This is a genomic window from Streptomyces sp. ISL-98 (genome assembly GCF_018614055.1).
GTDB classification, from domain to species: Bacteria; Actinomycetota; Actinomycetes; order Streptomycetales; family Streptomycetaceae; genus Streptomyces; species Streptomyces spiramyceticus.
In genome coordinates this window covers 376,462-388,409 of record NZ_JAGGPB010000001.1, presented here as the reverse complement: position 1 = coordinate 388,409, position 11,948 = coordinate 376,462, and the positions used below count along the sequence as shown (strand labels likewise).

At 71.8% G+C, this 11,948-nt stretch carries 10 protein-coding genes; 6 read left to right on the top strand and 4 right to left on the bottom strand.

Features of this window, described 5'->3' with window-relative positions; genetic code table 11:
• Positions 1-62: 62 nt before the first annotated feature.
• From J7I98_RS01755 to J7I98_RS01745, 3 genes are all read left to right on the top strand, one after another.
• Positions 63-599: an SAV_6107 family HEPN domain-containing protein gene (locus J7I98_RS01755; RefSeq protein ID WP_214914983.1), complete on the top strand. Its 537-nt coding sequence runs from the start codon at positions 63-65 to the stop codon at positions 597-599.
• Positions 600-714: 115 nt separating this feature from the next.
• The gene (locus J7I98_RS01750) at positions 715-1,485 is read left to right on the top strand and encodes a bifunctional 2-polyprenyl-6-hydroxyphenol methylase/3-demethylubiquinol 3-O-methyltransferase UbiG (RefSeq protein ID WP_214914980.1); all 771 of its coding nucleotides are present in this window, start codon (positions 715-717) and stop codon (positions 1,483-1,485) included.
• 283 nt (positions 1,486-1,768) lie between these two features.
• A complete protein-coding gene (locus J7I98_RS01745) occupies positions 1,769-2,170 on the top strand; it encodes a DUF3040 domain-containing protein (RefSeq protein ID WP_214914977.1) in 402 nt (133 codons plus the stop codon).
• Positions 2,171-2,299: 129 nt separating this feature from the next.
• Here J7I98_RS01745 and J7I98_RS01740 read toward each other — a convergent pair whose 3' ends face one another.
• From J7I98_RS01740 to J7I98_RS01725, 4 genes are all read right to left on the bottom strand, one after another.
• Positions 2,300-4,729, bottom strand: coding sequence for a DUF3488 and transglutaminase-like domain-containing protein (locus J7I98_RS01740; RefSeq protein WP_214914974.1), 2,430 nt, complete (start codon positions 4,727-4,729; stop codon positions 2,300-2,302).
• Positions 4,726-6,156 carry a DUF58 domain-containing protein gene (locus tag J7I98_RS01735; protein WP_214914971.1) on the bottom strand — a complete coding sequence of 477 codons (1,431 nt, stop codon included), beginning with the start codon at positions 6,154-6,156 and terminating at the stop codon, positions 4,726-4,728. Before J7I98_RS01735 ends, J7I98_RS01740 begins: the two co-directional genes overlap by 4 nt.
• A complete protein-coding gene (locus J7I98_RS01730; protein ID WP_214914968.1) occupies positions 6,156-7,238 on the bottom strand; it encodes a MoxR family ATPase in 1,083 nt (360 codons plus the stop codon). Before J7I98_RS01730 ends, J7I98_RS01735 begins: the two co-directional genes overlap by 1 nt.
• Positions 7,239-7,440: 202 nt before the next feature.
• On the bottom strand, positions 7,441-8,004 hold the full coding sequence (locus J7I98_RS01725) for a carbonic anhydrase (RefSeq protein ID WP_214914965.1): 564 nt from the start codon (positions 8,002-8,004) through the stop codon (positions 7,441-7,443).
• A 402-nt stretch (positions 8,005-8,406) separates the two neighbouring features.
• Here J7I98_RS01725 and rsmH point away from each other — a divergent pair, with 402 nt between their 5' ends.
• The 3 genes from rsmH to J7I98_RS01710 are packed head-to-tail and all read left to right on the top strand — an operon-like array spanning position 8,407 to position 11,937.
• The gene (gene rsmH, locus J7I98_RS01720; protein WP_214914963.1) at positions 8,407-9,363 is read left to right on the top strand and encodes a 16S rRNA (cytosine(1402)-N(4))-methyltransferase RsmH; all 957 of its coding nucleotides are present in this window, start codon (positions 8,407-8,409) and stop codon (positions 9,361-9,363) included.
• The gene (locus J7I98_RS01715) at positions 9,360-9,959 is read left to right on the top strand and encodes a septum formation initiator family protein (RefSeq protein WP_214914952.1); all 600 of its coding nucleotides are present in this window, start codon (positions 9,360-9,362) and stop codon (positions 9,957-9,959) included. The genes rsmH and J7I98_RS01715 overlap by 4 nt, the downstream gene beginning before the upstream one ends.
• Positions 9,960-9,963: 4 nt before the next feature.
• Positions 9,964-11,937 (top strand): penicillin-binding protein 2, encoded by a 1,974-nt coding sequence (locus J7I98_RS01710; protein ID WP_214914949.1) that lies wholly within the window; start codon positions 9,964-9,966, stop codon positions 11,935-11,937.
• Positions 11,938-11,948: the final 11 nt, after the last annotated feature.

The following is an 11,948-nucleotide window of genomic DNA, read 5'->3' as shown; positions in this document are numbered from 1 at the left end:
GGGGGCCCTCACGATGGACACATACGGCTACAGAGCCGTCACGCGACGACAGGAGGTTCGTCATGGCTCGCACACCCGCAGCCGCCGCCCAGCGGCGCCGCGCCACCGGCCCTGCACCCTCACTGACCGGCCCCGCCGGCGACGTCCATCCCGTGCTGCGCAGGGCCGGCGCCCCGCCCGCCGCCCTCAGCCTGCTCGCCCAGGCACGCACCGGACTGGACGAGGCGGCCACCCTCGAAACGTCGAACGAGCGATACGCCACCGCCCACCTCGCCGCCCTGCGTACAGCGGCCGCGGTCCTAGCCGCCCGCGCACGCCCCGAGACAACAGCGCGCCGTCGCCAACGGATCCGCAGCGCCTGGGAAGTCCTGCCGGAGATCGCACCGGAGCTGACGGAGTGGAGTGCCCTGTTCGCCTCCGGAGCCCGTCGCCGGGCGCGCGCCGAGGCCGGCATACAGGGAGCGGTGACCACCCGCGACGCCGACGATCTGCTGCGCGACGCGGCCATGTTCCTGCGCCTCGTCGAGCGGCTGCTCGTGCTCGATCCGGTGCTGCCACAGCCCCGTACGGACCGGACGGAGCAGCCTGACGCGGGGTGATCGGAGCTGCTCCCCGGAGGCAATAGGGTGGTAGGGCCTTTACGAGAACGATGCGTCGCTCGAACATTCACCGCCCCGCCGCACGCGGCGGCACCGCGCCGAGGAGTCAACTGCCGTGTCGGACCCGATGCGCCCCCGCGCCTCCCTCCGTACCGCCGTGGTCTGGGAGGTGCTCAAGGACGCCCTCGACCGCAAGGTCAAGGCGACCGGCAAAGACACCCTCGACGTCCTCGACACCGGTGGCGGCACGGGCAACTTCGCGGTGCCCGTAGCCCGCCTCGGCCACCGCGCCACGGTTGTCGACCCGAGCCCCAACGCGCTCTTCGCGCTGGAGCGCCGAGTCGCCGAAGCAGGGGTCGACGACCGAGTCCGGGGCGTGCAGGGCGACATCCACGGCCTCTTCGACGTCGTCGAGCGGGGCGGCTTCGACGTCGTCCTGTGCCACGGCGTCCTCGAATATGTCGACGACCCTGCCGAGGGTGTGCGCAACGCCGTCGAGGCACTCCGCCCGTCGGGCACGCTCAGCCTGCTCGCCGCCGGGCTCGGCGGCGCGGTCCTGGCCAGGGCCCTGGCCGGCCACTTCACCGAAGCAAGGCATGCCCTCACTGACCCGGCGGGCCGCTGGGGCGAAGGCGATCCGGTACCCAGGCGCTTCACCGCCGACCAGCTCACCGAACTGGTCGGCGCGGCCGGTGTGGAGGTCGGCGCCGTCCACGGCGTGCGGGTCTTCGCGGACCTCGTCCCCGGCGTGCTGGTGGACACCGAGCCCGGCGCCTTGGACGCCCTGCTCAAGCTGGAAGCGGCGGCCGCCGAGCTCCCCGCGTTCCACGCCGTCGCGACCCAGCTGCACGTACTGGGCGAGAAGCAGGAGCCCGGCGAGGCCTGAGGCACCGGCCGAACGGGGCGCCGGACGCGGCTGATCAGCAACGCAGTGGCACATGGAGTGCGCCACAGGCCACCCGATCGGCCGTCTCGCCCCGTATGATCGGAGCACACCGTCCGGCATGGCGGATCGGCCAATGGGGAATGGACGCCTCAGGCAGCTGACACGGCATGGCGGCCCGGATTGTGAATTGGCGTAGAGGGCGGGTTTCACGGGGGCGATTCCCTGCCTATTCTGAAAGGGCCGCATACGGTCGCCCCCCGCGACCGACGACTAGGAGGACTCCGTGCCGCTCTCGGAGCACGAGCAGCGAATGCTCGAGCAGATGGAGCGAGCGCTGTACGCCGAAGATCCCAAGTTCGCGACAGCGCTTGAGGGAAGCGGGCTGCGTACGTACACCCGGCGACGGGTCTACCAGGCGGTCGCAGGCTTTCTGGTGGGTATCGCGCTCCTCATGGCCGGAATGGTCGCACAGCAGATCTGGATCAGCGTGGTCGGCTTCCTTGTGATGCTCGGCTGCGCGGTGCTCGCGGTCACCGGCTGGCGCAAGGCCCCGAAGCCCGGTGAGCAACCGGCACCCGGCACTCCTGGCACGACCGCTCGCAGCCGCACCAGGCAGCGCAGGTCGTTCATGGACCGTATCGAGCAGCGGTGGCAGCGCCGCCGCGACGAGGGCCAGGGGCGCTGAGCACCGGCCACGCACACTGATCGCACCCGATCGCATCCAACACTTGCTGCGAGTGAGGGGTGACCGCCTCAAGGCGGTCACCCCTCACTCGTATTCGCATCCGGGCGTATCGGTATCCGGGTGCCCCCGTCAGCCGCCCTGACGGGACGGGCGGCGCCGCAGGGCACCGGCCCACCGGTTCAGGTTCCAGCGGCTCGCTCCCCAGCGGTTCGACACCGCGGCCCAGCGCTCCGACATGGCCCACACCACGCGGACAGCCGAGCGGGGCGCGAGCACTGCCCGCAGACGTGCCCTCCGCCCGGCGGCTGCCCGCAGACCCGCCCGTACCCGCTGGGCCTCTTCGGCGAGACCGCCCGCGTCCGAGGGCCGAGGGGCGTAGAGCACCTGCTCCACCGCCCCCGCCGCCCGGTGCACCGCCTCGGCGGACGCGCCTTCGAGCCCGCCGAGACGCACGATCCGAGCAGCCGCCTTGCGCGGCGTCTGCGACTCGTCCGGCGCGATGCCGTAGTCCCAGGCCGAGTCCGTGATCTCACGCCAGCCGGCCAGCGTACGGGCGGCCGCATCCGCGGACGTGCGTCCGCCGGAGCCGAGCCGTCGCGAGCGCGTCCGGCTCCGCAATAGCAGCGGCACCAGGGGAACCAGCACCGCGAGGGCCACGCCCAGCGCCACCAGGATCACGAACCCGGCGGAAACCCCGGGGTCGGTGGGGCCGGCCCCACCCTGCTGCGCCGGACCGCCGCAGTCGCCCAGCTTCCTGCTCTGCGCCGGGCAGCTGTCCGTGGCGCTGGGCGCGGCCGACGGCACCGACGACGTGCTGGGCTCCGCCTCCGCCGGGTTGGACGCCTCACCGGACGGCGTCTGTGCGCGGGTGTAGTCCGGCACCGAGCCACGGGTCGGCGTGGGCTCGAACCGGGTCCAGCCCACGCCCTCGAAGTACAGCTCCGGCCACGCGTGCGCATCGCGCAGGCCGACCGACATGGTGCCGTCCGACTGCCCCGTGCCGGGCGTGAAACCCACCGCCACCCGGGCCGGGATGCCCAACGTCCTTGCCATCGCAGCCATCGAGAACGAGAAGTGGACGCAGAAGCCTTCCTTGTCCCTGAGGAAGCGGGCGATCGCGGCAGTGCCGCTGCCCGACTGGACCTGCGTGTCGTACGTGAAACCGCCCTCCGCAGCGAACCAGTCCTGGAGCTTGACCGCCCGCTCGTAGTCGTTCGACGCACCCCTCGTCACGTCGAGCGCCGTCGAACTCACCACCTCGGGCAGCGAATCGGGCACCTTGGTGTACTCGCGCAGCATCGCGGCAGGCGGCGGCGAGGCCGCGGCCAGCTGCTCCGCGGTCGGCCGCACTATCAGGCTGCTCACCGTGTAGCGGACACCGCGCGTGGTCTGGCCCCGGTCGCCCACGAGCGTCCGCCCGGCCGGTTCGTAACGCCAGCGGCCGCCGATGTCCACCTGCGTCGCCGGGTACGGCATCGGGAGGTAGCTCTGGGAGTACCAGCCGGCTGCCGAGACACTGGAGTTGATCTCGGTCGCACGGACGTCGGGGCTGAGCCCCTGCGGACGGGGCAGCCGGTCGGGTACGTCCTCGATCCGACGCTCCGACGACTTCCACGCGGAACCGTCGAACTGGTCCAGCGCGACGATCCGCAGATACAGATCCCGCGTGCTGTCCGTGTTCGTGCGGTACCGCAGCACCTCGCGGTCCTCGGGCTGGTTCAGGCTGTTCTGCAGCGAGACCAGCGGATTCACCGCCGAAATGGTCCCGCCCCCGGAACCGGACCCCTTACCGGCGCCCGTGCCCGCCAGCAGCCCCCCGTCCAGCGCCGGCAGCGCGGCGGGGACCACCAGGGCGATGCCCAGCGCCAGTACGCCGATGCGCCGGCCCGTACGGACCGGGGCCAGCGCGGAGCCGCCCGCCGTCTCGAATCCGGCCGCTGCCGTACGGCTCCCGGTGCGCGGTGCGCCGCCGAAGACGCGGCCCCACTGGGAGAGCCGGTCCCGGCCCTCGGCCAGCAGAAGCAGCAGATAGCCGGAGGCCGCCAGCAGGAACCACAGCCAGCCCGCTCCGCCCTGCGAAAGACCTGCGGCCACCGAGTACAGCGCGAGCAGCGGCAGCCCCGCCGGAGCCGCACTGCGAAACGTCACGGCGAGCGCGTCCACGGCAAGCCCGATCAGCAGCACACCGCCGACCAGCATCAGCCTGATGCCCTCGGTCGCCGGAGCCGGGATGGCGTACCGCCCGACCTCCTCCGCGCCCGAAGTGAACAGCCGGCCGAACTCCCGGAACGCCTCGGGCCCCGGCAGTACGCCGCCGATCGCCGCGTCCATGGCGAACACCACGGTGAGCATCACCAGAGCCACGAAGGCCTGGACCGCGACGGTCAGGGACCGGGCCAGCGGCACCCGCCGGGCCAGCGCCCCCACGCCCGCCTGGATCGCCACCAGCAGCACGGCCGTCAGAAACCATGACGCCTTGTCGACCAGCGGCAGCAGCGCGCCCGCCGCCATCAGCGTGGCCGCCATGGCGCACAGCGCCAGCCGTCCGCGACCACTCATGACCAACCCCCAGATGTGCCTGCCGCGCCGCCCGCAGGGGAGGCCCCCGCGCCGGTGCGCTGTCGTTCCGCAGTCCGCCACAGATCGGCGAGCGGCGTGCCCGGAGGCACGGCGAGCACCGTCCACCCCGCCTCGCGCAGCGGCCTGACCCGCTCCTCGACCTCCGCCGCAGCCTCGCCCGCGGGCCGCCCGGCATCCGGGGCCTCGTGCCCCCGCACCCACGTGGCGCTGTCCAGGACGAAGGCGACGGCGGCGCCGCTGCGCTGGCGCATGCGCGCCGCCACGGCAGCCTGCTCGTCGTCCAGGTCACCGAAGAAGGCGACCAGGAGACCCTCGTTTCCGCCGCGCAGGACGTCGTACGACCGGGAAAGCCCGGCGCCGTCCGAGTGGCCGACGACGGCCAGCGTGTCCATCATCAGACCGGCGGAATCGGCCGTCTCCTGCGTGGCCCCGGCGAAACCACCGGCCCCTTCACCGGGCACCGAGTTCCCCGTGTCCGTCAACAGCCGTACCGAGAAGCCCCGTTCGAGCATGTGCACCAGCGCGGAAGCCGCCCCCGACACCGCCCACTCGAAGGCCGAGTCGGGCCCGGCCCCCTGGTAGGCCACCTGCCGGGTGTCGAGCAGCACTGTGCACCTGGCCCGCTGCGGCTGCTCCTCACGGCGCACCATCAGCTCGCCGTAGCGCGCGGTGGAGCGCCAGTGGACACGGCGCAGGTCGTCGCCGTGCCGGTAGCCGCGCGGGATCACATCGTCCTCGCCGGCCAGCGCGAGCGAGCGGTTGCGTCCGTCGCCGTACCCCGACGCCTCGCCCGAGAACCGCACCGCGGGCAGCGCCTCGACGCGCGGGATCACGGTCAGCGTGTCGTACGCGCTGAAGGACCGGGTCAGCTCGCACATCCGGAACGGGTCGGTCAGCCGCAGTTGCAGCGGCCCGAGCGGATAGCGTCCGCGCAGGTCGGAGCGGACCCGGTAGGACACCTCGCGCCGGCCGCCCGCCTCCACCCGGTCCAGGACGAACCTGGGGCGCGGCCCCAGCACGTACGGCACCCGGTCCTGGAGCATCAGCAGCCCTGTGGGCAGCCGCGAGACGTTGTCCATCCGCAGATGTACGCGCGCCTCCGAGCCCGTCGCCGCGCGTGACGGCGAGAGCCGTCTGCTGGCCGCGACCCGGTAGCGCGTGCGGTACAGCACGGCCACACACACCAGTGGCAGCACCGCGAGCAGCAGCCCGACGCGCAGCAGATCGGCCTGTCCCAGGACATACGCGCACACCGCGGCGGCGATGCCGGCCGCCAGGAAGGAGCGGCCGCGCGTGGTCAGGCCGGACAGCGCCGACCGCAGGCCGCCCTTCTCGTCGCCGTCACTGCCGTCGTCCCTGCTGTTGTCCCTGCCGTCGTCCGCTGCGGCGGGCCCCCCGCCCGCCATCACAGTCGCCGTACGCCGGGCTGCTGCTGATGGCCGTACAGCGGAGCGCCGGGAGGCGGTGTCACCCGGGCCGCCGCGCGGCCGCCGTCGGCAGCAATGGGTGCGGCGGCGGGTGCGGCGGAGGTCGGTACGGGGGTGCGCTGGAGGATCTCCAGGACCACCTGCTCGGAGGTGCGCCGGTTCAGCTGCGCCTGGGCCGTCGGCAGCAGCCGGTGCGCGAGCACCGCCACAGCGAGTGCCTGTACGTCGTCGGGCAGCGCGTAGTCACGCCCGCTCAGCGCGGCCGAGGCCTTGGCGGCGCGCAGCAGATGCAGCGTGGCGCGCGGCGAAGCGCCGAGCCGCAGATCGGGGTGGCTGCGCGTGGCCGAGACCAGCTGCACCGCGTACCGCCGGACCGCTTCGGCCACATGGACCGTACGAACGGCGTCGATCAGCTTCACGATCTCGTGCGCGTGCGCCACGGGCTGGAGGTCGTCGAGCGGCGACACCCCGCCGTGCACGTCGAGCATCTGGAGCTCGGCCTCCGCGCTCGGGTAGCCGATGGAGACGCGCGCCATGAAGCGGTCGCGCTGCGCCTCGGGCAGCGGATACGTGCCCTCCATCTCCACCGGGTTCTGCGTGGCGACCACCATGAACGGGGTGGGCAGCTCGTACGTCTGCCCGTCCATGGTGACCTGGCGCTCCTCCATCGACTCCAGCAGCGCGGACTGGGTCTTCGGCGACGCGCGGTTGATCTCGTCGCCGATCACGATCTGGGCGAAGATCGCACCCGGCTTGAACTCGAAGTCGCGCCGCTGCTGGTCGTAAATGCTGACGCCCGTGATGTCCGAAGGCAGCAGGTCGGGCGTGAACTGAATGCGCCGCACGGAGCAGTCGATGGATCTGGCCAGTGCCTTGGCGAGCATCGTCTTGCCCACGCCCGGCACATCCTCGATGAGCAGATGCCCCTCGGCGAGGAGCACAGTCAGCGAAAGCCGTACGACCTCCGGCTTGCCCTCGATCACACCCTCCACCGACCTGCGGACTCGCTCCGCTGTGGTGGTCAGATCTGTGAGGCTCGCTCGATCGTCATAGGTCGTCACCCGGCCCTCCTCGGCCCCGTTCTACAGGCCGACGCCACGACGACGGACCGGCCCACCCCGAAATACGGACACCACGCCTGGAATGTTCGGACGGGATGTCACACACGCATTCTTGTTGCCGTTACCGCGTCGTGTCACTCGCCTGTGGACAACTGTGTGGGATATGTCGGGGGTTGCCGCGTTTTTGTCCGCTCGGTTCGCGTCACTTCGCAGGGTCGATCTCCCGCAGCAGGCCGGTGGCCACCTCGAACACGAAGCCGCGCACATCGTCGGTGTGCGGCAGGAAGGGCGAGGTCCGCACCCGCTGCATCGACTGCCGTACGTCCTGGTCGACGTCCCGGAAGGCCTCCACGGCCCAGGACGGACGCTGCCCGACCTCGTCCTCCAGCTCGTGCCGGAAGTCCTCGGTGAGGCTTTCGAGACCGCAGTTGGTGTGGTGGATGAGTATGACGCTGCGGGTGCCCAGCGCACGCTGGCTGATGGTCAGCGACCGGATGACGTCGTCGGTGACCACACCGCCCGCGTTGCGGATGGTGTGGCAGTCGCCCAGTGAGAGCCCGAGGGCGTCGTGCAGGTCGAGCCGCGCGTCCATGCAGGCGACCACGGCGACGTGCAGCACGGGCCGCGCATCCATCCCCGGGTCGTCGAAACTTGCGGCGTACGCCCGGTTCGCCTCTACGAGGCGGTCGGTGACCGTACCGCCGGTGCGCGCCGCGACGGGCTGCGCTGCGGTGGGCTCGGCGGGAAGATCTGCGGGAGTCGACATGCTTCAGACGTTAATGGCCACGGGGGGTGCGGGCTCGCTGTGAGAAGGGACAAAGAACGTCAACAAGGCTTGTTGTGAGGTAACCCACACGTGGCCGAGAGTCTCCTCCGTACGAGTGAAAACAACGCCGGGCGACGCGCTGGCCGGTTGATTGACCGGAAGGGCCCGTGGACTAAAGTGACGCGAAGTGGGTGGCGTGACGCACCCGTCATCGCTTTACGGACACATCTCGCACATCCATCGTGAATTTCCCCGCGTGCGCGGCGTACGTACGGCCCGGCCTCCTCCCGCTCGCCGGTCGGCCGACGCCACTTCCCCGGCGCCGGTAGGCCGCTTCCCCTTGTGAGCGGAGGGGGACCAGGCCGTACGTACGAATGACCGCGCCGGTACCTGAGAGGGCGCATGAGCCAGACCCGACACGTCCCGGTGATGCTCCAGCGATGCCTGGACCTGTTGGCCCCGGCGCTCGAGCAGCCGGGAGCGGTGGTCGTCGACTGCACCCTCGGCCTCGGCGGACACAGCGAGGCGCTGCTGACCGCCTTCCCCTCGGCGCGGCTCATCGCACTCGACCGGGACAAGGAGGCGCTGCGGCTCTCCGGCGAACGGCTCGCCCCGTTCGGTGACCGGGCGACCCTGGTGCACGCCGTCTACGACGAGCTGCCCGAGGTCCTGGAGCGGCTCTCCGTCCCGCGCGTACAGGGCATCCTGTTCGACCTCGGCGTCTCGTCGATGCAGCTCGACGAGCGCGAGCGCGGATTCGCGTACGCCCACGACGCCCCCCTCGACATGCGCATGGACCAGACGACGGGCGTCAGCGCCGCCGAGGTCCTCAACACCTACCCGCCGGGCGAGCTGGTGCGGATCCTGCGCCAGTACGGCGAGGAGAAGCAGGCCAAGCGGATCGTCTCGGCGATCGTGCGCGAACGCGAGAAGGAGCCCTTCAGCAACAGCGCCCGCCTCGTCGAGCTGATCCGCGACGCCCTGCCGCAGGCCGCCAAGCGCACCGGCGGCAACCCCGCCAAGCGCACCTTCCAGGCGCTGCGCATCGAGGTCAACGGCGAGCTCAGCGTGCTGGAGAAGGCGATCCCGGCGGCGGTCAGGACGCTCGCCGTGGGCGGCCGGATCGCTGTCCTGTCGTACCACTCGCTCGAAGACCGACTGGTCAAGCAGGTCTTCGCGGCAGGCGCCGCCAATACGGCGCCGCCCGGCCTGCCGGTCGTACCCGAGCAGTACCAGCCGAGGCTGAAGCTGCTGACGCGCGGCGCGGAACTGCCGACGGAGGAAGAGGTGGCCGAGAACCGGCGTGCCGCCCCGGCCAGGCTCCGGGGCGCTGAGCGCATCCGGGAGGACGTGCTGTGACCAAGCCGGCCAAGCAGTTGAAGGGGCGGGCCGCGCGGCTGTCGCGGCTGCTGCCGTCGGGCGGCCCCAGTACGGCGGCCAGGACCCCCTTCGTTCTGCTGGTCGTGCTGCTGCTCGGCGGCGGTCTCATCACCCTCCTGCTGCTGAACTCCTCGCTCAACGAGGGCTCGTTCAAGCTGAGCGAACTCAAGAAGCGGACCACCGAACTGACCGACCAGGAGCAGGCGCTCCAGCAGGACGTCGACGACCGGTCCGCGCCCGGCGCGCTGGAGCGCCGGGCCCGCGAACTCGGCATGGTGCCCGGCGGCACCCCCGCCTTCCTCGACCCGGACGGAACGGTCCGCGGCGTCCCCTCCCCGGCGTCCGCCGAACCCGCCGCCGTCGCGACCCCGCTGAACTTCCCCGCCCCGGCGCCCACGCCCGCCGGGCCGTCGGCCCCGCCCGGGGCGGCGCCGTCGGCCGCGCCCCAGGCACCCGCCCCCGTGGCGCCGTCCGCCCCGCCCCCGGCGCCGCCCGCTTCCACGCCGACGATCCCGGCCCCGGCGCCGCCGACTTCCGCGCCGGCGTACCGACCCGCCCCTACCCCCGGCAGGTGACGCAGTGCCCCCCAAGGAACCGCCGCGCCGCCGTGTGCCCGGCCCCGGTCGTCCGCAGGGCGGGGGGCGCCCCAAGCCCGCCGCGCACCCTTCCGTGGGACGCCCGCGCCTCTCCGCACGCTCCGGGCCCAAGGCCGCTCCCGCCCTGCGCCTCGGCAGCCCCAAGCCCAGGCTGCGCCTGGTCAGCCTCGGTCTGACGCTGGTCATGCTGGCCTTCGTCGTACGACTGCTCCAGGTGCAGGCCGTCGACGCGAGTGCGTACGCCGCCAAGGCGGAGAAGAACCGGTACTCCAGCGCCACACTGGCCGCCGAGCGCGGGGAGATCACCGACCGAGGCGGTATCGCTCTCGCCACCAGTGTCGACGCGCACGACATCACGGCCGACCCGTCGATGTTCACCGCCAAGTTCAGCAAGACGCACGACGCGCCCCAGCAGGCCGCCGCGCTCCTCGCCCCCATCCTCCGCAAGGACGCCGGCGACCTGGCCAAGCAGCTCAGCACGCCCAAGAGCAGGTACGCGGTCCTGGCCCGCCGCCAGACCCCGCAGATCTGGAAGCAGATCAAGGACCTCAAGGGCGTCTTCGCCGAGAAGGCCAGGGCCGACAAGGCCAAGGGCGGCCCGGGCGCCAATGTGCTGCTCGGCGTCTTCCAGGAGCCCAGCAGCAAGCGCGTCTACCCCAATGGCGATCTCGCCGCCGGGATACTGGGTTACGTCAACGCCGAAGGCAAGGGCGCGGGCGGCCTGGAGACCCAGCTGAACAAGGACCTGGCGGGCACGGACGGGCAGATCACCTACGCCCAGTCCGGCGGCCGCCGGGTTCCCACCGTCGGCGCCCGCGAGGTCCCCGCCGTACCCGGCTCGGACATCGAGCTGACCATCGACCGCGACATCCAGTTCGCCGCCCAGAGCGCCATCGCCGAGCAGGTGCAGAAGTCCAAGGCGGACCGCGGCTACGTGATAGTCCAGGACAACCGCACCGGCGAGGTCCTGGCCATGGCCAACGCCCCCGGCTTCGACCCCAACAACCTCTCGCAGGCCAACGCGGCAGCCATGGGCAACGCCGCCCTCCAGGACGTGTACGAACCGGGCTCCACAGCCAAGGTCATGTCCATGGCCGCGGTGCTGGAGGAGAACGCCGCCACGCCGGGCACCCATGTCGTCGTACCGAACCGGCTGCACCGCGGCGACCGGCTGTTCAAGGACGACATCGACCACCCCACCTGGTACCTGACGCTCAACGGCGTACTCGCCAAGTCCAGCAACATCGGCACCATCCTGGCGACCGAGCAGCTCGGCAAGACCCGGCCGCAGGCCAACCAGGTCCTCTACTCGTACCTGCGCAAGTTCGGCCTAGGCAGCCCCAGCGGCCTCGGCTACCCCGGCGAGACAGCGGGCATCCTCGCCGCGCCCAAGGACTGGAGCACCTCGCAGCAGTACACGATCCCGTTCGGCCAGGGCCTGTCGCTCAACGCCATGCAGGCGGCCTCCGTCTACTCGACGATCGCCAACGGCGGCGTACGGATCCAGCCAACGCTCGTCCGCGGCATGAAGGGCCCCGACGGCCGCTTCACCCCGGCCCCCGCCCCCAAGAAGACCCGTGTGGTCAGCGAGGCGACAGCCAAGACCCTGGCCACGATGCTGGAGTCCGTCGTGGACGACGTGGAGGGTACGGGCACCAAGGCCCGTATCCCCGGCTATCGCGTCGGCGGCAAGACGGGCACGTCCAACCGCGTGGATCCGGCCACCGGACGCTACAAGGGCTACACCGCGTCCTTCGCCGGATTCGCACCCGCCGACAACCCGCGGATCACCGTCTACTGCGCCATCCAGAACCCGACCAGGGGCAGCTACTTCGGCGGCCAGATCTGCGGTCCCATCTACAAGCAGGTCATGGAGTTCGCCCTCAAGACCCTCCAGGTCGCACCGACCGGCAGCAAGCCAGCCCGGCTGCCGGTGTCCTTCAGTCCCGGCCAGTGATTCAGGACCAT

Coding starts and splice junctions, on each gene's coding strand:
- J7I98_RS01735 (WP_214914971.1), bottom strand. CDS start 6,156: ATGGCGGGCGGGGGGCCCGCCGCAGCGGACGACGGCAGGGACAACAGC.
- J7I98_RS01755 (WP_214914983.1), top strand. CDS start 63: ATGGCTCGCACACCCGCAGCCGCCGCCCAGCGGCGCCGCGCCACCGGC.
- J7I98_RS01725 (WP_214914965.1), bottom strand. CDS start 8,004: ATGTCGACTCCCGCAGATCTTCCCGCCGAGCCCACCGCAGCGCAGCCC.
- rsmH (WP_214914963.1), top strand. CDS start 8,407: ATGAGCCAGACCCGACACGTCCCGGTGATGCTCCAGCGATGCCTGGAC.
- J7I98_RS01740 (WP_214914974.1), bottom strand. CDS start 4,729: ATGAGTGGTCGCGGACGGCTGGCGCTGTGCGCCATGGCGGCCACGCTG.